The sequence below is a fragment of the Rhizobium sp. 05N430 genome (assembly GCF_056396985.1).
The window spans coordinates 329,058-351,586 of record NZ_JBFTMO010000001.1 but is presented as its reverse complement, the minus strand read 5'-3'; the positions used below and the strand labels follow the sequence as shown (position 1 = coordinate 351,586).

At 61.9% G+C, this 22,529-nt stretch carries 17 protein-coding genes; 2 read left to right on the top strand and 15 right to left on the bottom strand.

Going from position 1 to position 22,529, the window contains the following annotated elements:
• Positions 1-9 precede the first annotated feature (9 nt).
• The 9 genes from ligA to aqpZ form a co-directional block, all read right to left on the bottom strand.
• Positions 10-2,166 (bottom strand): NAD-dependent DNA ligase LigA, encoded by a 2,157-nt coding sequence (gene ligA, locus AC1DJO_RS01715; RefSeq protein ID WP_477968651.1) that lies wholly within the window; start codon positions 2,164-2,166, stop codon positions 10-12.
• A gap of 386 nt (positions 2,167-2,552) precedes the next feature.
• Entirely contained in the window at positions 2,553-4,226 is a 1,674-nt protein-coding gene (gene recN / locus AC1DJO_RS01710; RefSeq protein WP_477968649.1) for a DNA repair protein RecN, read from the bottom strand.
• Between the two features lie 13 nt (positions 4,227-4,239).
• A complete protein-coding gene (locus AC1DJO_RS01705; RefSeq protein WP_310294625.1) occupies positions 4,240-5,109 on the bottom strand; it encodes an outer membrane protein assembly factor BamD in 870 nt (289 codons plus the stop codon).
• A gap of 266 nt (positions 5,110-5,375) precedes the next feature.
• Positions 5,376-6,332 carry a UDP-3-O-acyl-N-acetylglucosamine deacetylase gene (lpxC, locus tag AC1DJO_RS01700; RefSeq protein ID WP_112387448.1) on the bottom strand — a complete coding sequence of 319 codons (957 nt, stop codon included), beginning with the start codon at positions 6,330-6,332 and terminating at the stop codon, positions 5,376-5,378.
• A gap of 290 nt (positions 6,333-6,622) precedes the next feature.
• Complete coding sequence (gene ftsZ, locus AC1DJO_RS01695) at positions 6,623-8,356, bottom strand: cell division protein FtsZ (RefSeq protein ID WP_477968647.1); 1,734 nt, start codon at positions 8,354-8,356, stop codon at positions 6,623-6,625.
• Positions 8,357-8,413: 57 nt separating this feature from the next.
• Complete coding sequence (ftsA, locus tag AC1DJO_RS01690) at positions 8,414-9,745, bottom strand: cell division protein FtsA (protein ID WP_112386994.1); 1,332 nt, start codon at positions 9,743-9,745, stop codon at positions 8,414-8,416.
• Positions 9,742-10,674 (bottom strand): cell division protein FtsQ/DivIB, encoded by a 933-nt coding sequence (locus AC1DJO_RS01685; RefSeq protein WP_112386993.1) that lies wholly within the window; start codon positions 10,672-10,674, stop codon positions 9,742-9,744. The genes ftsA and AC1DJO_RS01685 overlap by 4 nt, the downstream gene beginning before the upstream one ends.
• Complete coding sequence (locus tag AC1DJO_RS01680) at positions 10,662-11,588, bottom strand: D-alanine--D-alanine ligase (protein ID WP_112386992.1); 927 nt, start codon at positions 11,586-11,588, stop codon at positions 10,662-10,664. The genes AC1DJO_RS01685 and AC1DJO_RS01680 overlap by 13 nt, the downstream gene beginning before the upstream one ends.
• Before the next feature lie 289 nt (positions 11,589-11,877).
• A complete protein-coding gene (aqpZ, locus tag AC1DJO_RS01675; protein ID WP_310294617.1) occupies positions 11,878-12,564 on the bottom strand; it encodes an aquaporin Z in 687 nt (228 codons plus the stop codon).
• A gap of 224 nt (positions 12,565-12,788) precedes the next feature.
• Between aqpZ and AC1DJO_RS01670 the strand changes: the two genes are divergently transcribed.
• Positions 12,789-14,099: an MFS transporter gene (locus tag AC1DJO_RS01670; RefSeq protein ID WP_477968645.1), complete on the top strand. Its 1,311-nt coding sequence runs from the start codon at positions 12,789-12,791 to the stop codon at positions 14,097-14,099.
• A 115-nt stretch (positions 14,100-14,214) separates the two neighbouring features.
• Positions 14,215-15,312: a metallophosphoesterase gene (locus tag AC1DJO_RS01665; RefSeq protein WP_477968643.1), complete on the top strand. Its 1,098-nt coding sequence runs from the start codon at positions 14,215-14,217 to the stop codon at positions 15,310-15,312.
• Positions 15,313-15,321: 9 nt separating this feature from the next.
• Here AC1DJO_RS01665 and murB read toward each other — a convergent pair whose 3' ends face one another.
• Genes murB through mraY form a run of 6 tightly spaced genes read right to left on the bottom strand, consistent with a single transcriptional unit; the run spans position 15,322 to position 22,513 of the window.
• The gene (gene murB, locus AC1DJO_RS01660) at positions 15,322-16,296 is read right to left on the bottom strand and encodes a UDP-N-acetylmuramate dehydrogenase (RefSeq protein ID WP_112386988.1); all 975 of its coding nucleotides are present in this window, start codon (positions 16,294-16,296) and stop codon (positions 15,322-15,324) included.
• Positions 16,293-17,708 (bottom strand): UDP-N-acetylmuramate--L-alanine ligase, encoded by a 1,416-nt coding sequence (gene murC, locus AC1DJO_RS01655; RefSeq protein WP_112386987.1) that lies wholly within the window; start codon positions 17,706-17,708, stop codon positions 16,293-16,295. The genes murB and murC overlap by 4 nt, the downstream gene beginning before the upstream one ends.
• Positions 17,705-18,829, bottom strand: coding sequence for an undecaprenyldiphospho-muramoylpentapeptide beta-N-acetylglucosaminyltransferase (gene murG, locus AC1DJO_RS01650; RefSeq protein ID WP_477968641.1), 1,125 nt, complete (start codon positions 18,827-18,829; stop codon positions 17,705-17,707). Before murG ends, murC begins: the two co-directional genes overlap by 4 nt.
• A 7-nt stretch (positions 18,830-18,836) precedes the next feature.
• Positions 18,837-19,991 (bottom strand): putative lipid II flippase FtsW, encoded by a 1,155-nt coding sequence (ftsW, locus tag AC1DJO_RS01645; RefSeq protein WP_112386985.1) that lies wholly within the window; start codon positions 19,989-19,991, stop codon positions 18,837-18,839.
• A gap of 1 nt (position 19,992) precedes the next feature.
• Entirely contained in the window at positions 19,993-21,405 is a 1,413-nt protein-coding gene (gene murD / locus AC1DJO_RS01640; RefSeq protein WP_477968639.1) for a UDP-N-acetylmuramoyl-L-alanine--D-glutamate ligase, read from the bottom strand.
• A gap of 7 nt (positions 21,406-21,412) precedes the next feature.
• Positions 21,413-22,513: a phospho-N-acetylmuramoyl-pentapeptide-transferase gene (gene mraY, locus AC1DJO_RS01635; RefSeq protein ID WP_112386983.1), complete on the bottom strand. Its 1,101-nt coding sequence runs from the start codon at positions 22,511-22,513 to the stop codon at positions 21,413-21,415.
• Between the last annotated feature and the right edge of the window lie 16 nt (positions 22,514-22,529).

The window sequence follows — 22,529 nt, the reverse complement described above, 5'->3', positions numbered from 1 at the left end:
GCGTTGAAATCACCCACCGATCAACGCCAGCCACTCGTCCTCATCCATCGTCTGGACGCCGAGTTCTTTGGCCTTGTCGAGCTTGGAGCCGGCGCCCGGGCCGGCGACGAGGATGTCGGTCTTCTTGGAGACGGAGCCGGCAACCTTGGCGCCGAGGCTTTCGGCGCGGGCTTTGGCTTCGTCGCGGGTGAATTTTTCCAGCGAGCCGGTGAAGACCACGGTCTTCCCGGCGACCGGGCTTCCCGATGTTACCGGCTGCTCGGCCTTCTCAGGCACAACCTCTTCCAGCAGACGGCTGATGACCTCGACGTTGCGCGGCTCCTTGTAGAACTCGACGATGGCGCGGGCCACGATCTCGCCGATGCCGTCGATCGCGTTCAGCTCGTTCCAGCCATCACCGGACAAGGGCGCCGCATCCTGCATGGCGGCGGCAAAGGCCTCATAGGTGCCGTAGGAGCGGGCAAGCAGCTTGGCGGTGGTCTCACCGACATGGCGGATGCCGAGCGCATAGATGAAGCGGTGCAGCGCGATGTTGCGGCGCTCGTTGATCGCCGTGTAGAGCTTGCCGACACTGACCTTGCCGAAGCCGTCGATATTCTCGAGCTTCGTCAGCGTCGAGGCCTGCTGGCGTTTCTCCAGCGTGAAGATATCGGGCGCCGTCCGGATCTGCAGCGATGCGTCGTCGCTCTCGAAGAAGAAATCGACCTGTTTGGTACCGAAGCCTTCGATATCGAAGGCGTTGCGCGAGACGAAATGCTTCAGATGCTCGGTTGCCTGGGCGCGGCAGATGAAGCCGCCCGTGCAGCGCGTCACGGCATCGACCTTACCGGTCTTCTCGTTGACTTCCCGAACGGCATGCGAACCGCAGACCGGACATGTCTTCGGGAATGTATAGGCCGCAGCCCCCTCCGGCCGCTTTTCCATCACCACGTCGAGCACCTGCGGGATGACATCGCCTGCCCGCTGGACGATCACGGTGTCGCCGATGCGGATATCGTGTTCTTCCTCGCGGATGCGCTCGCCGGAATTGCCGATGCCCTTGATATAATCCGCGTTATGCAGCGTCGCATTGGTGACGACGACGCCGCCGACGGTGACGGGGGTCAGACGCGCCACCGGCGTGAGCGCGCCGGTGCGGCCGACCTGGATGTCGATATTCTCGACAACGGTGAACGCCTGCTCGGCCGGGAACTTGTGTGCCGTCGCCCAGCGCGGGCTGCGCGAGCGGAAGCCGAGGCGCTGCTGCAGTTCGAGGCTGTTGACCTTGTAGACGACACCGTCGATGTCGTAGTCGAGATCAGGGCGCTTGAGACCGATATCGTCGTAATGCGCCAGGATATCGGCCACCGAGTTCAGCCTCTTCATCAGCGGATTGACCGGGAAACCCCATTCCTTGAAGGTCTGCACCATGTCGAACTGGGTCTTCGGCAGATCGTTGGGCTCGGAGATTTCGCCCCAGGCATAGGCGAAGAACTTCAGCTTGCGGCTCTCCGTCACCTTGGCATCGAGCTGGCGCAGCGATCCCGCCGCCGTGTTGCGCGGGTTGACATAGGTCTGCTTTCCCTCGGCCTCCATCTGCTTGTTCAGCGCCAGGAAGTCGCTCTTGGCCATATAGACCTCGCCGCGTACCTCGACGATCTCAGGAACGCCCTTCGGCAGTACCTGCGGGATTTCCTTGATGGTGCGGATATTGGCCGTGACATTCTCGCCGGTCGTACCGTCGCCGCGCGTTGCGGCACTGACGAGCTTGCCGTTCTGGTAGCGGATCGACATCGACAGGCCGTCGATCTTCGGCTCGGCGGTAAACGCGATCGACTGATCCGGCAGGCGCCCCAGGAAGCGGTAGACGCTACCGACGAAATCCTGCACGTCGTCCTGCGAAAAAGTATTGTCGAGCGAGAGCATCGGCCGGGCATGGGTGATCTGCGCAAAGGTGACGGACGGCTCGGCACCCACGCGCCGCGACGGGCTGTCCTCGCGAACGAGCTCGGGAAACCGCGCCTCGATCGCATCGTTCCGCCGCTTCAGCGCGTCGTAGTCGGCATCGGAAATTTCTGGCTGGTCCTTGCCGTGGTAGAGCGCGTCGTGATGGGCGATCTCTTTCGCCAGACGCTCCAGCTCAGCTGCGGCCTCTTCGATCGTCAGGGTTTCAACTTCGCTCGACATGCATGATCACTCCGGAGAATCTGTGATCGTTTTTAGCGCAAATTGTCCGGATGGGAAGTGGCGGGGTGGTGGCCACCCTCGTCCGTCGAGGCTCCCTGCGGCCACACCTCAGGATGAGGGTGGAGGGAGCGTGCTCGGAGTGGTCGGCCTTGATGATTGCTAGTCGCAGCCCCCCGGGAGCCCTCATGGTTCGAAGCTAAGCAAGGTGGCCACCCTCGTCCTTCGAGGCTCCCTTCGGTCGCACCTCAGGATGAGGGTGGAGGGAGCGCGCTTGGAATGGTCAGCCTTGATGACTGCCAATCGCAGCCGTCTTTAGAGCCCTCATCCTGAGGTGCGAAGCCGAAGGCGTAGCCTCGAAGGACGAGGGCGGCGCCCTCAACAGTCCCCTACCCGTTTCCCGACAGCAGCTTGGCGGCCGCGGCACGCGCCTCGTCGGTGACCGAAGCACCGGCCAGCATCCGGGCAATCTCCTCGGTGCGGTCCTTGGGCGCCATGGCGGCCACCCGGGTGGCGATCTTTTCGGATCCGGCATCGACCGGTCCCTTGGAGATAAGCAGATGCGTCGCCGCCCTCGCCGCCACCTGCGGCGCGTGGGTGACGGAGAGAACCTGCACCTTGTCCGACAGCCGCTTCAGCCGCTGGCCGATGGCATCAGCCACCGCCCCGCCGACACCGGTATCGATCTCGTCAAAAACAAGCGTCGGCGCCGAACCGCGATCGGCAAGCGCCACTTTCAGTGCCAGAAGGAAGCGCGAGAGTTCGCCACCCGAGGCGACTTTCATGATCGAGCCCGGACGCGTGCCCGGATTGGTCTGCACATGGAATTCGACGACGTCGGTGCCTTCTGCGGCTGCCTGCTCCGCATCCGTGGTGATTTCCACCATGAAACGGGCGCGCTCCAGCTTCAGCGCCGGAAGCTCGGTCATCACGGCCTCCGCCAACGCATTGCCGGCATGGTGACGCTTTTCGGACAGCGAACGGGCAGCTTCGCCATAGGCCGCCTTCGCGCGGCCAACCTCGGCGTCGAGCTTGACGAGCTTCTCCTCGCCCGCATCGACATCGGCGAGATCGGCGATCATCCTGACGGCAAGGGCCGGAAGCTCGACGACGGGCACCGAATATTTGCGGGACGCGGCGCGCAGCGCAAACAGCCGCTCCTCGACGCGCTCCAGCTCCTTCGGATCGTATTCGGTCTTGCGCAGCGCCGCCTCGACTTCCATTTGCGCGTTGGAAAGCTGGTCCAGCGCAGCGTCCAGAAGCGCAACCGTGTCTTCCAGCAATCCGGGCGCCTCGTGGCTCTTGCGCTCCAGGCGGCGCACCAGCGAGGCGATATGAGGCACCGGAGAGGCATTGCCGTTCAGGAACTCGGATGCCTCCGCAATATCGCCGGCGATCCGCTCCGCCTTCATCATCTTCTGGCGGCGGTCGGCAAGCTCCTCCTCCTCGCCGTCACGCGGCGACAGCTTTTCTAGCTCTTCGACGGAGGCGCGCAGATAATCGGCCTCGCGGGCAGCGTTCTCCACCTTCTCGCGGTGCTTCTTCAGCGTCCTCTCGGCATCGCGCCAGATCCTGTAGAGCTCGGACACGCCTGAGACATCCTCGGTGATGCCGGCAAAGGCGTCGAGCAGGATGCGGTGGGCATTGGTATCGACAAGTGCCCGGTCGTCGTGCTGGCCGTGGATTTCGACCAGCATCTGGCCTGCCTGGCGCATCAATTGCACGCTGACGGGCTGGTCGTTGACATAGGCCTTGGTGCGGCCGTCGGAGGATTGCTGGCGGCGGAAGATCAGGTCGCCATCGTCGTCGATGCCGTTCTCACGCAGCAGTTTGCGGGCGCCGTGATCCATCGGCACGTCGAAGGCCGCAGTCACCTGCCCCTTGTCTTCGCCGTGGCGCACAAGCCCGCCATCGCCGCGCCCGCCGAGCGCCAGCGACAGACTGTCGAGAAGGATGGATTTGCCTGCACCCGTTTCCCCGGTCAGAACCGAGAGTCCGGCCTCGAACGAGAGATCCAGCCGCTCGATCAGAACGATATCGCGGATCGAAAGCTGGATCAGCATTGCTTTACTGGCCTCACGAGCCGAGGAGCAGCTTCTTGCCCGCTTCGGAGAGCCAGGAACCCTTGTTCTCCCGAGGCTCTGCGCCGCCGCTCTTCAGCAGCTTGTAGGAATCGGCGTACCACTGGCTATCCGGATAGTTATGGCCGAGAACGGCAGCGGCGGTCTGTGCCTCTTCGACGATACCCATCGCGTAGTAGGCTTCGACCAGACGCGAGAGCGCTTCCTCGACCTGATTCGTATTCGGGTACTTTTCAACCACGATACGGAAACGGGAGATAGCCGCAAGATACTCCTTGCGCTCCAGATAGTAGCGGCCGATCTGCATTTCCTTGCCGGCGAGCTGATCGCGGGCGAAGCGGATCTTGGCCTGCGCGTCGTCGACATATTCGGAGTCCGGATACTTGTCGATGACGGCCTGCATCGCATCGATGGTCTTCGATGAAGCACGCTGGTCCTGCGTCACGTCGGAAATCTGCTTCGAATAGCTGAGGCCGACGAGATACTGGACATAGGCCGCGTCCTTGGACTGCGGATACTGCGCCATGTAGCGGTTGCCCGATGCCAGCGCTTCGTCGATCTTGCCTTGGCGGTATTTGACGAAGGTGCTCATGACCAGCGCCTTGCGGGCCCATTCCGAGAACGGGTTCTCACGGTCGATGGCGTCGAACTTGCGCGCCGCCTCGGCCATGTTGCCTGCCTTCATGTTGGCAAGCGCCTGATTGTAGAGAACATCCGGCGGGTCATTGTCGAGGCCGAGTTTGGTGATGTCGATGTCCGGATCCGACTGGCAACCGGAAATCAAGGCGCCTGCGCTCAGCACCACGAGCGATGCGAGCAAAGCGCGCGCTGTCTTCATCATACCTTCAGACCTTGCATAACCCATAGATTAATCCCGACTCCCGCTACCCACTCTTAACGGCAGCCACACCTCGCTGGCGTTTCTAGCCACAAATGCGAGGCGAGAGCAACGCAATGATGACGCATTAACGCATTTTTGTGGCATAGGCCCAGAGAATATCCGGGTTTTCATCTTTGATTTGCCGTGTTGCAGCTAAGCATCTGCGCCGAAAACACTATCGGCCGGAAAATCCGCATAAAAAAACCGCCTCCCGAAAGAGGCGGTCCTGGTCTAGGAAATCGTTCTGGAGGTCACGCCGACCAGGGGGCGAATCCGGGAGCATTCACGGCAATGAAATCACGCGCGGCAACGCGCGGACGGGCGGCAGAGGTCTCGACGACCTCATAGGCGCTGGGATCGCTGAGCAGTGCCTTGAGCGCATTGGCATTCATCTTGTGACCGCCGCGATAAGAACGGTAGCAACCGATGAACGGTGCGCCGGCCAGCGACAGGTCGCCGACGGCATCGAGCGTCTTGTGACGCACGAACTCGTCCTTGGCGTAACGCAGGCCTTCGACATTGATCACGGTGTTGTCGTCGGAGATGACGACAGAGTTCTCGAGCGAGGAACCGAGAGCGTGGCCGGACGCCCAGAGACGCTCGACGTCGCGCATGAAGCCGAAGGTGCGGGCCCGCGACAGTTCGGTCTTGAAGGTCTGGGCTGTCAGGTCGCCTTCCCACTTCTGGCGGCCGATCAGCGGGCAGTCGAAATCGATCTCGACTTCGAAGCGCGTGCCGTCATAGGGGCGGAATTCGCTCCACGAACCGCCATGCTCGATACGAACAGGCTTGGTGATGCGGATATAGCGGCGCTTGACGCCGAGAGAAACCAGACCGACCTGCTCGATCGCATCGATGAACGGAGCAGAGCTGCCATCCATGATCGGCATTTCGGCGCCGTGAACTTCGATCAGCACGTTGTCGAGGCCAAGCGCGTAAACGGCGGCCATCACATGCTCGATCGTCGCGACCGAATGTGCAGGAGAGAAACCGAGAACGGTGCAGAGATCTGTATTGCCGACCTGCGAGGAAACCGCGCGCAGCTCGGTGACGGAACCGTTGTCATGCATGCGATGGAAAACAACGCCCGTATCGGTCTCGGCCGGATTGAAGGTGATCGAGACTTCCGCGCCAGAATGTACGCCGGTACCCGAAAGCGTTACCGGGCGAGAAACCGTCGTCTGGAAGCCAAGCATGCCAATAACCATAAAATCTGCCTTCATTGCCCTTCAAGGTTCGTAGCGCTCAAGGCACAGGAATCAAACCACGAAGTTCTTTTGTCCACACCGCTGAATTGTCGTCAAAATGCGTCAAAGTGCGGTCATTTGACCTCATACATACGTGTGCCCGCTCTGCATTCCAAATCACTGTTCGTTTCGGATTGTTACGAAACCATGCAATTGAAATGACTTGTTAATTTAGCCTTCACGCAAGGCTTTGAAACAGAAGCGCCCGGGACTGTGATCCCGGGCGCGGAGCGTGGCGATTCTGTGTCGCTTCAGTTCGACTGGCGGCGCAGGAATGCGGGGATTTCCAGCTGGTCGTCTTCCTGCATCATACGGGCCTGCGGAACGGCGCGGCCCTGGTCGTCGAGGTTGCCGCGGCGCGGAGCGTAGAGGCTGGCTTCCGGCGACAGCGGACGGCGCTGCTGCGAAGCGGCTGCCGGAGCAGACGTCATCTCAGGAGCAACTTCCTCTTCGCGGCGGTTCAGCGAGTTCGTGATCCGCTTGAGCAGGCCCATCGGGCCGCGCTCTTCGTGAGCCTGTGCTGCGACGGGCTGCGAGCGGTGGTCGATCTCGGCCTGAACGACCGGCGGGAAGTCCTCGACCTTCGGCATGCGCGTCGGCTGCTGCATGGCAGGTTCCTGGCGGACCGGCTGTGGCGCCACCGGAGCAGGCTGCTGCATCATGACAGGCTGCGGAGCAGGCTGGCTCATGACCGGAGCCGGAGCGGGCTGAATCTGCATCGGTGCCGGACGGGCAACAGGAGCTTCCGGTGCTGCTGCGAAGATGCGGCTCTGCGGACGGAAGGTTTCCTGTGCGACAGGCTGCTGGACCGGAGCCGGAGCGCGCGGAGCAACGATGTCGAGTTCACGTTCCATCTGGGCTTCTGCCATGCGGATCGTCTGCGCAACGGTATCAACCGGCTTCGGTGCCTGCATGACCGGAGCAGGCTGAACTGCGGCCGGAGCCGGAGCAACGGCCGCCGAAGGACGGATGATCGGCTTTGCGGCCGGCTGGAAGGTCTTGGTGGAGGCTTCGGCGGCAGCGCGATCGATACCGGTCGCAACGACCGATACGCGGATGATGCCTTCGAGCGATTCGTCGAACGTGGCGCCGAGGATAATGTTGGCGTCCGGATCGACTTCTTCGCGGATGCGGGTTGCGGCTTCGTCGACTTCGAAGAGCGTCAGGTCACGGCCACCGGTGATCGAGATCAGCAGGCCCTGCGCACCGCGCATCGAGGTTTCGTCGAGCAGCGGGTTGGCGATTGCAGCTTCAGCAGCCTGCATTGCACGGCCCTGGCCCGAAGCCTCGCCGGTGCCCATCATCGCGCGGCCCATTTCGCGCATGACCGAACGGACGTCGGCGAAGTCGAGGTTGATGAGACCTTCCTTCACCATCAGGTCGGTGATGCAGGCAACGCCCGAGTAGAGAACCTGGTCGGCCATCGCGAAAGCGTCGGCAAAGGTCGTCTTGTCGTTGGCGATCCGGAAGAGGTTCTGGTTCGGAATGACGATCAGCGTATCGACCGACTTCTGCAGCTCTTCGATACCGGCTTCGGCCAGACGCATGCGGCGGCCGCCTTCGAACTGGAACGGCTTGGTGACGACGCCGACGGTCAGGATGCCCTTGTTGCGGGCGGCCTGCGCGACGACAGGAGCAGCACCGGTACCGGTACCGCCGCCCATGCCGGCGGTGACGAAGCACATATGCGTGCCGTTCAGGTGATCGATGATCTCATCGATGCACTCTTCGGCAGCCGCACGGCCGACTTCCGGCTGCGAACCTGCACCGAGGCCTTCGGTGACGTTGGCGCCGAGCTGGATGATCCGCTCTGCCTTGGTCATCGTCAGAGCCTGCGCATCCGTGTTGGCAACGACGAAGTCGACGCCCTGGAGGCCGGCGGAGATCATGTTGTTGACAGCATTGCCGCCGCCGCCGCCGACACCGAATACGGTGATACGCGGCTTCAGCTCTGTGATGTCAGGCTTTTGCAGCTTGATAGTCATGGTACCCGTTCCTTCTCTTTATGGCCGCATCGCCACGCCGGCCAATTCACTCAATGTTCAGAAGCTTTCCTTCAGCCACTGGCCCATCCGGGCTATGCGGCTGTTATTTCCCCCAAGCGACAAGAGCAGCCCGCTCTGTGACGCATGTGTTTCCATGTCTGCGACCTGCGGATAGATCATCAGGCCGACCGCCGTCGAAAAGGCTGGGCCCTTGGCTGCCGTCGGCAGACCCGAGACGCCCATCGGGCGGCCGATACGAACGTTGCGGGCAAGTATCTTGCGGGCAACGTCTGCAAGGCCGGTGAGCTGGCTTGCGCCACCCGTCAGCACGACGCGCTTGCCGACGATCGGGCTGAAGCCCGAGCGCTGGATCCGGTCGCGGATCAGTTCCATCGTTTCCTCGATACGGGCGCCGACGATGCGCGAAACCAGCGCGCGCGGCACCTGCGTCGGCAGATCGCGCTCGTCTTCGCCGATCGGCGGGATCGAGATCAGTTCGCGTTCGTCGGACGAATTCGCCATAGCTGAAGCGTGAACCACCTTCAGGCGCTCCGCATCCTCGATGCGGGTCGAAAGGCCGCGGGCCAGATCGGTGGTCACGTGATGACCGCCAAGACCGACGGCGTCGGTATGGACAAGCTTGCCTTCGGCAAAGACCGAGATCGTCGTCGTGCCGCCGCCCATGTCGATCGCCGCACAGCCGAGCTCGACTTCGTCATCGACGAGAGCCGCAAGGCCGGAAGCGTAAGGCGTCGCGACGATGCCTTCGACGGAGAGATGCGCGCGGTTGACGCTGAGCTCGAGGTTCTTGAGCGCAGCGCGCTCGGCGGTGACGACATGCATGTCGACGCCGAGCATGTCACCGTACATGGACAAGGGATCGCGGATACCGCGTTCGCCATCCAGCGAAAAGCCGGTTGCCAGCGAGTGAAGCACGGCACGATCCTGGCGCAGCGACTGCTGGCAGGCTGCAGAAAGAACCTTCTTCAGGTCGTTGAGTTCGACTTCCTGACCACCGAGATCGATCGTCGCCGTATAGACGTCGCTGCCGAGACGGCCGGCCGTCAGGTTGACGATCAGGCTTTCGACGGTGAGGCCCGCCATGCGCTCGGCGGCATCGACCGCGAGACGGATGACGCTTTCCAGCGCATCGAGATCGGCAATGACGCCGGTCTTGATACCGCGAGAACGCTGATGGCCGATACCGATGATCTCGATGTCATGCGTGCGGCCCGGGAGAATCTCGCTCTCCTCGCGCGGCGTCAGCCGGCCGATCATGCAGACGACCTTGGTCGATCCGATGTCGAGCACTGAAACGATATGCGACCGCTTCGACGAAAGCGGCTTCAGGCGCGGCAATCCGAAATGGGATGAACCGAACAAGCTCATATATTTTGCCCCGCCTTTTTCAAATCCTTCGTCCGCTGGTCGAGCACCACCTGCCGCCGGGCCATCGCCTCGGGAGTGAGCTGGATTGCGGTCCGGTCTGCCAATCTGAGATCGACGGCTGCGATGTCGCGCGCCAGAAGATCCTGTTCCTTGTTGAGCTTCGACAGCGTCGCCAGCGCCTGATCGACATCGTCGGCCGGCAGCTTCACGACGACACCGTTGTCGAGATGCAGATCCCAGCGGCGGCTGGAAACCCAGACATAGGCCTTCACCCGCGCCTTGATGTCGGGCCAGTTGGCGAATTCGCCTTCAAGCGCAACAGCAGCCGTCTCGGCATCGCGGCCGACGACGAGCGGAAGGTTGGAAAACTTGTTGTCGCGCAGCGGCGCGATGACGCTGCCATTGCGCTCGATCAGCGAAAGCTCCTGGCCGTGCTGCCAGATCGCATAAGCCTGGCGCTCCTTGAGCTTCACTTCGATCGTCTTCGGATAGATCTTGCGAACTTCGGCGCTCTCGACCCAAGGAAGCTTGGCGATCTTCTGGCGCGCCGTATCCACATCGAGAGCAACCAGCGAGGTCGTACCGTCGAGACCGAGGAGATCCAGGATCTCGATTTCCGAGGTCGCCAAATTGCCAGACACTTTCACGTCTTCGATGGCAAAGCCTGCAGCCGTGGTCGTCGCCTGAGCGACCGCTTCCGTGTGACCGCCGAGCGACATGCCGTAGAGGCCGGTCGCAGCCAGAAACGCCAGAGCCGAAACAGTGCCGGTATGCGCAGGAATGTAGATGCGGCCAGTGCCGAGACTGACGAGAAAGCGAACGGCGCGGCGCAACGGACGCGGCAGCACCATGCGGCTATCGCCTTCCGGGAAGGCGATATCGTCGCGATGGCTCGGGCGCCCCATCCTTTTGACCGTCAACGAGAACAAGAAGCGTCCTCCACCATCCAGCGCAGAAACTCACCAAAGGAATAACCGGCATAACCGGCCATTTCGGGCACCAGAGAGGTTGGAGTCATTCCCGGCTGAGTATTGACCTCGAGCCAGATGATTTCGCCATCTTCGGAGAAGCGATCGTCGTAGCGAAAGTCAGACCGGCTGACGCCACGGCAACCAATTGCTTGATGCGCCCTTAGTGCCAATGATTGTATTTTTTGGTAAATTTTCGGTGAAATTTTCGCCGGAATGACGTGTTTTGAACCGCCAGCCGCATACTTGGCGTCATAGTCATAAAAGTTGTGGCCCTGCGGCACCACTTCCGTGACACCCAGCGCCGTATCGCCCATCACGCCGCATGTCAGCTCGCGGCCATGGATATAGCGCTCGACGAGAACCTCTTCCCCATAGCGCCACTCCGAAGAACTGATCACCTGCGGCGGATGCGACTGATCCTCTTGCACGATCAACACACCGAAGCTCGACCCCTCGCGAACCGGCTTCACCACATAAGGCGGCTTCATCGGATGCTCGGCCGGAAAGGCGAAACGGTTGATGACTTCGGATTGCGCCACCGGAATACCGGCAGCAGCGGCAACGCCCTTGGCCTTGCTCTTGTCCATCGCGAGAGCCGAGGCAAGAACGCCGGAATGCGTGTAGGGAATTTCGAGATATTCGAGAATGCCCTGGATCGTACCATCCTCGCCGAACGGGCCATGCAGAGCATTGAACGCGACATCCGGGCGGGCAGCAACGAGCTTGGCCGACACATCACGGTCGACATCAATACGGGTGACCTGAAAGCCTTCGGCTTCCAGCGCGTCGGCACATGCCTTCCCCGAAGACAGGCTTACCGGCCTCTCCGAGGAAAATCCGCCCATCAGGACAGCGACATGCTTGCGACTCATACGTACCCCCAAAATAACTTACGGCATGAATTCCGACGCTTGCGCGAGGCTTTCGCCCACCGAATCTTGCCCACTCAGGCTTGATGGCAGTTTGACAACAATATGGTTAACGAAGCGTTTACTTTTGTTAACCTGCCGCCTCCAGGCCACCGAACAGCGCGGCAAACCTGTGCCGTTTCGACTCGAAATCAGTGGCTTGCACCGGCATCCGGAAGTTCGTTCGGAGGATGAAAAAACCCGCACAGACGAGCTGTGCGGGTTGGCATGCGCAGCGTGATTACGACGGCGCTTAGTCGTCTTTCTCAAGCAGTTTCCAGACCGTCCCGCCGAGCGCGCCGCCCACGATCGGCGCCAGCCAGAAGAGCCAAAGCTGCTGCAGAGCCCAGCCGCCGGCAAAGAGCGCCTGCCCTGTCGAACGCGCCGGATTGACCGATGTGTTGGTAACCGGGATCGAGATCAGATGTATGAGTGTCAGTGCTAGGCCGATCGCCAGCGGCGCGAACCCGGCAGGTACGCGCCCATGCGTGGAGCCCAGGATGACGATCAGGAAGAACATCGTCAGCAGGACCTCGATGATCAGCGCGGACGTCAGCGAATAACCACCGGGCGAATGCTCGCCATAACCGTTCGAGGCAAAGCCGCCCAGTTCGAAACCGGCTTTTCCGCTGGCAACCAGATAGAGAAGTGCCGCTGCCGCGACGGCACCGATGACCTGCACGATGATATAGGGAATGACGCGGCCCGCCGGAAACCGCCCGGCAACCGCGAGACCCACGGACACCGCCGGATTGAAATGCCCGCCGGAAATGCCGCCGACCGCATAGGCCATCGTCAGCACCGTCAGTCCGAATGCCAGGGCGACACCGGCAAAGCCAATTCCGAGCGCCGGAAATGCTGCCGCCAGCACAGCACTGCCGCATCCGCCGAAAACGAGCCAGAACGTACCAAAAAATTCTGCAATAAGATTTCTTTGCATGATTTCCCCTCCGAGGCTCTCAACCAGAGCGAGAACAGCAAGCCGCCTCAAATCGAGTCCCGTCAATCTGGTAATTTTGCTAGAAACGCGGATTGGCCCGTCCGGAAACGCCCCCAACACCGGCCAGGGATTTCATCAGTTTATTGCTCATTTAGCGTTTGCTGAGACCGAAAATTGCGCTATGAGCCGATTGCCTCCCAAGGCAAACAGCAATCCTGATTGGAATGACAATGTCTGACGCGATATCTCCGGTATCGCCGACGCCCTCCTCATCGAACAATGCGCAAGTCAATTCGCCGGCGCGTGTTCTGATCGCGAGCCTCGTCGGCACGACCATCGAATTCTTCGACTTCTACGTCTACGCGACGGCCGCCGTGCTGGTCTTCCCGCACCTCTTCTTCCCGACGAGCGATCCGGCGTCTGCACAGCTGCAGTCCTTCGCCACGTTCTCGATCGCCTTCTTCGCCCGCCCGCTTGGCGGCATTCTGTTCGGCCATTTCGGTGACCGTATCGGCCGCAAGGCAACACTCGTCGCAGCGCTGATGACCATGGGCCTGTCGACCGTGGCGATCGGGATGCTGCCGGGCTATGATTCGATCGGCATCGTCGCGCCTCTGCTTCTCGCACTGTGCCGTTTCGGCCAGGGCCTCGGCCTCGGCGGAGAATGGGGCGGCGCCGTGCTGCTCGCCACCGAAAACGCCCCTCCCGGCAAGCGCAGCTGGTACGCGATGTTCCCGCAGCTTGGCGCGCCGATCGGCTTCATCCTCTCTTCCGGCTTCTTCCTGATCCTGACCGAGACGATGACTAACGAGGACTTCCTGGCCTTCGGCTGGCGCATTCCCTTCGTCGCCAGCCTGGCACTCGTCGCTGTCGGCCTCTATGTCCGCCTGAAGATCGCCGAAACGCCGGAGTTCCAGAAGGCCGTCGAGAAGCACGAGCGCGTCGCCGTTCCGGTTGCCGTCGTCTTCCGCAAGCATTTCCGCAGCCTGGTTCTCGGCACCTTCATCGCCGTCGCCACCTTCGTTCTGTTCTACCTGATGACGGTGTTCACGCTGTCCTGGGGCACCTCGAAGCTCGGCTATTCGCGTGAACAGTTCCTGGTCATTCAGCTCGTCGGCGTCGTGTTCTTCGGCCTGACGATCCCGATCTCCGGCCTGCTTTCGGACCGCTATTCGCGCCGCCTGATCCTGATCCTGGTGACAATCGGCATCGCGATCTTCGGCTTCTTCTACGCGTCGCTGTTGACCTCAGGCTTGATGGGCGCCTTCCTGTGCTCGATCATTGGCCTCGCGCTGATGGGCTTCACCTATGGTCCGATCGGTGCAGCACTTGCAGCCCCCTTCCCGACCACGGTGCGCTATACCGGCGCCTCGATGACCTTCAACCTCGGCGGCATCTTCGGCGCCTCGCTGGCGCCGAATATCGCCAGCTGGCTGGCAACGACCTACGACCTTTCCTATGTCGGCTACTATCTTTCCGGCGCAGCAGTGATCTCGCTGGTCTGCATCCTGCTGTCGGGCCGCGAAGAGGTCTGAGGACTTCGGGGTCAATTGATCGAAGGCCGCAGCGGCAACGCTGCGGCCTTTTTTTGATTCTTGTCTGTTAACGGCTTGCTCCTACTCTTCCATTTCAAAGAGACGGGAGACGACAATGCTGACAAGACGATCGCTGCTGACACAGAGCCTCGGCGCCGGAATGGCCCTTTCACTGCCCTCGCTGTCGCGCGCCGCCGTCCCTGATGTCAACGTCACCTTCCTCGTCATCAACGACGTCCATGCCTGCCGCATCGGCGATGGGCTCAGCCCCAATTGCCAGCAGGAAGGCAAGACCGACGCCAATCTGCTGCGCCATATCCTGGCGCTCAACAACATCCACCACCAGACATGGCCGGAAGAGGTCGCTGGCAAACCGAGCGGCCTCAGCGTTGCCGGCCAGACGATTGCCCGGCCTCAAGGCATCATCGTCTGCGGCGACGTCACCGACGACGGCGGCGGACAGATGGCGGAGTTTGCCGAGGGATCACAGCTCCTGCAGTTCTCGCACCGCTACCAGGAGGGCCGCGGCCCTGACCATGTGCATTTCCCTGTCTATGTCGGCCTCGGCAATCACGATCTCGATCAGGACGGCCGTCCGCCGCAGGTCGACTGGTATCGCGACGAGCTGCGCGACTACGTGCAGATGAACCACAAGCCAAGCGTCTTCTTCAAACCGGCCGTCCCCGTCGACAATTACGACGAGGCTTCCGACAATTATTCCTGGAACTGGGGCGGGTTGCATCTGATCCAGGCACAGCGCTATGGCGGCGATAACAGCAAGGGAACCGCCAGCAGCCTCGACTGGATGAAACAGGACCTGAAGACCTATGCGTCCGACGGGCGCCCAGTGGTGATCTTCCAGCACTATGGCTGGGACCATTTCTCCACCGAACGCTGGGATCCGGCCAAGAGCACCTTCGACGACACGGGCACCGGAACGCCGCATTGGTGGGATGAATCAGAACGTCAGGATCTGCTTGCAACCCTCAGCGGCTACAACGTAATCGGCATTTTCCACGGCCACGAACACGACACGGCGATGGCCTACAAGGTCAACGGTATCGACGTCTTCAAGGCCAAGGCCGCCTTCATGGGCGGCTTCACGCTGGTGCGCGTTGCCAACGGCCGCATGGACGTGGCGATCGGCGAGGCCGCAGACGACAAAGGCGGCGTCATCTTCGACACCGCCTTCAGCAAAGCTCTCAAATTGTAGGTTTAAACGTCAGTCGCTGGTCACGCCCTGGAACGGGCGGACTTCGCGGCCCGGCATGAACACGCCGAGACGCTTGATCTCCCATTCCAGCTTGACGCCGGAATTTTCGAACACTTCGCGGCGAACCTGTTCACCGAGATATTCCAGATCGTAGCCGGTCGCCTGCCCCATATTGATCATGAAGTTGCAATGCAGCGACGACATCTGCGCCCCGCCGATGACCAGACCGCGGCAGCCCGCTTCGTCGATCAGCTTCCAGGCTGAATGTCCCTCGGGATTCTTGAAGGTCGAGCCGCCGGTCTTCTCGCGGATCGGCTGCACCGTCTCGCGATGGTTGCGCACAGCATCCATATCGGCGCGGATCTTGGCGCGGTCTTCCGCATAGCCTTCGAACAGCACCGAGGTGAAGATCAGGTCCGATGCGGCCGAGGAATGACGGTAGGAATAACCCATCTCGGCATTCGAGAGCACGACCTTGTTGCCCTTGCGGTCGATCGCCGTCAGTTCAACGAGACGCTCGCGGGTCTCGCCGCCATTGGCACCGGCATTCATGCGTGCCGCACCACCGATGCTGCCGGGAATGCCGTAGTAGAAATGGAAGCCACCGATACCATTGTCCATCGCCATGGCCGCAACATGCTTGTCCGGGCAGATCGCACCGGCGCGGATGCGGTTTTCACCGGCAATCTCCAGCCCGCCAAAACCCTTGGCCGACAGGCGCAGAACCACGCCCGGAATGCCGCCGTCGCGCACTAGGAGGTTGGAACCGACGCCAACGACGGTGACAGGCACGTCCTCGGGCAGAAGCTTCATGAAAGCGATGAGATCGTCTTCGTCATGCGGCTGGAACATCAGCTCGGCGAGGCCGCCGGCACGGAACCAGGTCACGCGGTCCATGGGGGCATCCGGCGTGATACGGCCGCGGATGTCCTTGACGCCTTCTCCGAGAGTTTCGAGAAGCTTTTCCCCATTTACCTGTTTCATGCCGACTTTCCCGAAAGGCCTTCCAGTTGTTTTGGCAGGGCCGCTGCCCAGTAGGTGATACTTCCAGCCCCCAAGAGAACCACAAAGTCGCCCGGCTTTGCAATCTCTCCAACCATCTCCGGTAGTACGTCTTGCGACGGAAGATAGCGTGCGTCGCGATGGCCGCCAGCCTTGATACGCGAGACCAGAGTCTCGGAATCGGCACCCTCGATCGGGTCTTCACCAGCGGCATAGACAGGCGCCAGGAAGATGCTGTCGGCATCGTTGAAGCAGTTGGCGAATTCCTCGAAGAGGCTCGAAAGGCGCGAATAGCGGTGCGGCTGGTGAACCGCGATGACGCGGCCCTTGCAGGCCTCGCGCGCAGCCCTGAGCACGGCCTTGATCTCGACTGGATGGTGACCGTAGTCGTCGAACACCTGCACGCCGTTCCATTCGCCGGTCAGCGTGAAGCGCCGCTTGACGCCACCGAAGGAGGCCAGCCCCTTGGCGATGTCCTCGTTGGAAATGCCGAGACGATTGGCAACGGCGATCGCCGCGGTCGCATTGGAAATGTTGTGACGGCCAGGCATCGGCATGACGAGATTGTCGAGCTTGAAGACCTTGCCGGTGCGGCGGCGGCGGATCTCGACGTCGAAGATCGAGCGCGGCCCGTCGATGCGCACATTGGTGAAGCGCACGTCGGCCTGCGGATTTTCTCCGTAAGTGACGACCTTGCGGTCCTCGATACGGCCGACTAGCGCCTGCACTTCGGGATGATCGAGGCACATGACGCCGAAGCCGTAGAACGGCACGTTCTCGACGAACTGCCGGAACGCAGCGCGCACGGCATCGAAATTGCCATAATGGTCGAGATGTTCGGGGTCGATATTGGTGACGACGGCAACGTCGGCAGGCAGCTTCAGGAAGGTACCGTCGGACTCGTCGGCCTCGACCACCATCCACTCGCCCTCGCCCATGCGGGCGTTGGTGCCGTAGGCATTGATGATACCGCCATTGATGACGGTCGGATCGAGCCCGCCGGCCTCGAGCAGCGTCGCCACCAGCGAGGTGGTGGTCGTCTTGCCGTGCGTGCCGCCGATGGCGATCGCATTGCGGAAGCGCATCAGCTCGGCCAGCATCTCGGCGCGGCGAACGACGGGCAGCAGCTTCTCGCGCGCCGCGATCAGTTCCGGATTGCTCTTCTTGATCGCCGTCGAAACGACGACGACTTCGGCATCACCGAGGTTTTCGGCCTTGTGACCAACGAAGACCTCAATGCCCTTTTCGCGCAGACGCTGAACGTTTGCACTGTCGGACTGATCGGATCCCTGGACCTTGTGGCCGAGATTGTGCAGCACTTCGGCAATGCCGCTCATGCCGATGCCGCCGATGCCGATGAAATGGACGAGGCCTATAGCCTTCGGCAGTTTCATGACTGTGCCCCCTTGAACTCTGCAATTGTACGTCCGGCGGCAATAGCCTCTACCATGCCGGCAAGCAAGTTCGCAGCATCCGGTTTCCCGGTCTGCTTTGCCGCCGCCGCCATGCGCGCCAGCTTTTCCGGGTCGTTCATCGCATGTGTCAGGATCGCGGCGATCTTCTCGGAGGAAAGCTCCGCCTGGACTATGACCTTGGCGCCACCGGTCGCGGCAAGCGCTGCGGCATTGGCCGCCTGGTCATGATCCAGCGCATGCGGATAGGGCACGAGAACGGCCGGACGGCCGATCACCGCGATCTCCGAAACCGTCGAAGCGCCCGAACGGCAGATAACCAGATGCGCTTTTGCGAGACGTTCGGCCATATCAGTGAAGAACGGCGCGATATCCGCCCCCATCTTCAGCTGCGCGACACAGCCGCCGACCATCTCCATATCCTCAGGCCGCACCTGCTGGGTGATCCGCAGCCGCGCCCGGAGATCGTCGTCAAGCAGGCTGATCGCCGTCGGCATGGCCTTGGAGAAATACTGCGCGCCCTGGCTGCCGCCGAAGACCACGAGATTGAAGGGTTCGCCGGGATGCGACGGCGCATAGGGAACCTTGGCGGCCTCGATGATCGCCGGACGCACCGGATTGCCGGTTGTGATAGTCTTTTCGGGATAGACGCCGCCATTCTCCGGTAGGAATCCGCCGGCAATCGCCTGGACACGCGCCGCCAGCGCCTTGTTGGCGCGGCCCATCACCGCGTTCTGCTCGTGGATCATGGCAGGCACGCCGAGGCGCGTTGCGGCCAGCAGCGGCGGCACGGTCGGATAGCCACCGAAACCGACGACGACGGCAGGCTTCAGCTTCTGGATCAGCTTCTTCGCCGCCCGCATGCCGCTCCACAGCGTCCAGAGCGAACGGGCGACCGCGATCGGGTTCTTCGAACCGATCGTTGCCGACGGCACGACATGGATCTGCTCGGCCGGGAACTTGCCGGCATAGCGCTCGGCCCGGCTGTCGGTGACCAGATGAACGGAATAACCGCGGGCCTTCAGCTCATAGGCCAAGGCTTCCGCGGGAAAGACGTGGCCGCCGGTTCCCCCGGCGGCAAGAAGCACGATGCCTTTACCCATAGTTCTTTTACTCCGCCGGCATTCCGTGCGGCACGCGGAAGAGGCTCCGATCCTGTGCACGTTTTTCCGGGCGATGGCGCGTCAGCGCGAGAATGAAACCGGCAGTGACGCAGATCGCCACCATCGACGAACCGCCGTAGGAGATCAGCGGCAGCGTCATGCCCTTTGCCGGCAGCAGTTCGAGATTGACGCCGATATTAATGATCGACTGGATGCCCATCTGCAGCACGAGGCCGGCAACGGCAAACCGGTTGAAATCGTTCTTCTCCTTATATGCGTGCGACAAGCCCCTCAAAACAAGGGCCGTGAACAGCGCAACAAGGGCGATGCAGAAGATGATGCCGAACTCTTCGGCGGCAACCGAGAAGATGAAGTCGGTATGGGCGTCGGGGATGATGCGCTTGACGATACCCTCGCCCGGCCCCTGACCGAACCAGTCGCCGCGAATGATCGCCTCGCGGGCGGTATCGATCTGGAACGTGTCGCCCTCGCCGGTCATGAACTTGTCTATTCGTCCCGCCACGTGCGGGAAGACATAGTAGGCCGAGACGAGGCCGCCTGCCCCGCCGACGCCGAGCACGATGATCCACAGCCACGGCATGCCGGCCATGAAGAACATGCCGCCCCAGACGGCGGTGGTCAGGATCGTCTGGCCAAGGTCGGGCTGGGCCACGAGCAGCGAGGCGACCATGCCGAACAGGATGATGGCGAAAAGATTGCCCGGAATTTCAGGTTGGCGCGCATGCTCGGCAAACAGCCAGGCGCAGACGACGACGAAAGCAGGCTTCATGAATTCCGACGGCTGGATCGAGATGCCGGCCAGCGTCACCCAGCGCCGGGAGCCCTTGACCTCGACGCCGAAGAACAGTGCCAGCAGCATCATCGCTATCGCGACGATCAAAAGCAGGATCGCCGTGCGCCTCACCTGGCGCGGCGTCAGGAACGAAAGCCCGATCATGACCATCAGCGACGGGATCATGAAGGCCGCGTGGCGCTTGACGAAATGGAAGGGTTCAAGCCCGATGCGCTCCGCCACCGCGGGCGATGCGGCGAACGACAGCATGAAGCCGATGCCCATCAGGAAGACGAACATCGCCAAGAAAAAGCGGTCGATGGTCCAAAACCAATCGGCCAAAGGCCCACGTTCCGCACGGCTTACCATGTCACTTATCTCCTGTTGCCGAACCGATCAGCATGGTGATTCCGTCGAGCGCTGCCACATGGCTGACAAATGCATCGCCCCTGACTTCAAAGTTCTTATATTGGTCGAAGCTTGCGCAAGCCGGGGATAGCATCACCGCGACAGGCCCAGTTTCATCTTTTTTCGCATCGGCAGCCGCATGTGCGACGGCGCGCTCCAGCGTGCCCGAGATCTCGTAGGGCACCGCCTCGCCAAGCGTTGCCGCAAACTCCGCTGCCGCCTCGCCGATCAGATAGGCTTTGGCGATGCGTGGAAAGAACGGCGCAAGCGTCGTGATGCCGCCGGACTTCGGCAGGCCGCCGGCAATCCAGTAGATACGGTCGTAGCTCGACAGTGCCGGTGCCGCCGCATCCGCATTGGTCGCCTTCGAATCGTTGACGAAGACGGCATTGCCGCGCTTGCCGACCGGCTGCATGCGATGCTTCAGCCCAGGGAACGAGGCAAGCCCCGCACGGATCTCATCGGCAGAGACGCCGACAGCAAGGCAGGCCGCGACGGCAGCCGCGGCGTTCTGCGCGTTGTGGCTGCCGCGCAGCGTCTGGATGCCGTCGAGATCGGCCAGCGGAAGCGCCGCGCCATTGGTTGCGTGAATGAGTTTCGTGCCCTCGGCATAGATGCCATCGGCCAGCGGATGGCGGCGCGAAATGCGCACCACCTTGGTGCCGGCCCGCTCGACGCGGTCGGCAATCATTTCGCAATGGCTGTCATCGACACCGACGATCGCCGTATCGCTGCCCGCCACCAGCCGCTCCTTGACGTCGGCATAGTGCTGCATCGTTCCATGGCGATCGAGATGGTCGGGCGTCAGGTTGAGCAGGATACCGGCTGACGGGTTCAGCGTCGGTGCCAGATCGATCTGGTAGGACGAGCATTCGACGACGTAGAAACGCTGCGCCTTCGGCGGATCGAGGGTCAGCACCGCCGTACCGATATTGCCGCCGAGCTGCGTGTCGCGGCCGCTGGTCTTCAGGATATGGGCGATCAGCGCCGTGGTGGTCGATTTGCCGTTGGTGCCGGTGATGGCGATGAACGGGCAATCCGGCGCATGCGCCCGGCGCTCGCGGACGAAGAGCTCGACGTCTCCGACGATGTCGACACCGGCGCCACGCGCCAGATCGACGGTCCAGTGCGGCTTCGGATGGGTCAGCGGCACGCCGGGAGAGAGCACGAAAAGCGATTGCGACGCCCAGTCGATGCTACGCAGGTCCGCGGTGGCAATCCCCTCGGCGCCGGCTTTTGCAACGCTGTCAGGATTGTCGTCCCAGGCAATGACATCGGCCCCGCCCGCGACCAGCGCCCTCGCCGTCGCAAGACCGGAGCCGCCGAGCCCAAAGAGCGCGACCTTTTTGCCAGCAAGTGTGGTGACCGGGATCATCGTCCGCTTACCGCAGCTTGAGGGTCGAGAGGCCGAGCATGGCAAGGCCGACCGCGACGATCCAGAAACGGATGACCACCTGGCTTTCCGTCCAACCCTTCTTTTCGAAATGGTGGTGGATCGGCGCCATCAGGAAGACGCGCCGTCCGGTCATCTTGAAGAAACCGACCTGGATGATGACAGACAGCGTTTCCATGACGAACAGACCGCCGATGATCGCCATAACGATCTCGTGCTTGGTGGCAACGGCAACGGTGCCGATCGTGCCGCCGAGCGCCAGCGAACCGGTGTCGCCCATGAAGATTGCGGCGGGCGGTGCGTTGAACCAGAGGAAGCCGAGACCGGCGCCGATGACGGCACCGAGAACGACCGCAAGCTCACCCGTGCCCGGCACGAAATTGATCTGCAGATAGCCCGCGAACACCGCGTTACCGGCAAGATAGGAGATGATGCCGAAGGAGGCGGCTGCGATCATCACCGGCACAATCGCCAGGCCGTCCAGGCCATCCGTCAGGTTCACGGCATTGCCGGCGGCCACGATGACGAAACCGCCGAACACCACGAACATGATGCCGAGATTGATCAGGAAATCCTTGAAGAAGGGGAATGCGACCGACGAACCGAAGGTCGAGCCTGCAGGGCCTGACGCCAGCGACGTGCGCATCATGAAATAGACGGCGATACCGGCGATGATGAATTCGATGCCGAGGCGCGCTTTGCCGGAAAAGCCCTTGTCGCTCTGCTTCGTCACCTTGAGATAATCGTCATAGAAGCCGATCGCGCCGAAGCCGAGCGTCACCAGCAGCGTCGCCACGACATAGACGTTCGAAAGGTCGGCCCAGAGCAGCGATGCCCCGACGATACCCGCCAGGATCATCAGACCGCCCATGGTCGGCGTCCCGGCCTTCTTGAAATGCGTCTGCGGCCCGTCTGCACGGATCGGCTGACCCTTGCCCTGGCGGATGCGCAGCGAACGGATGATCACCGGCCCGAACAGGAAGACGATCAGCGCGGAGGTAAAGAGGGAGGCCCCTGTGCGGAAGGTAATGTATCTGAACAGGTTCAGAAATTTAAAATGTTCCGACAGTTCGACTAGCCAAATCAGCATTCAGGGCCCCTTGTTT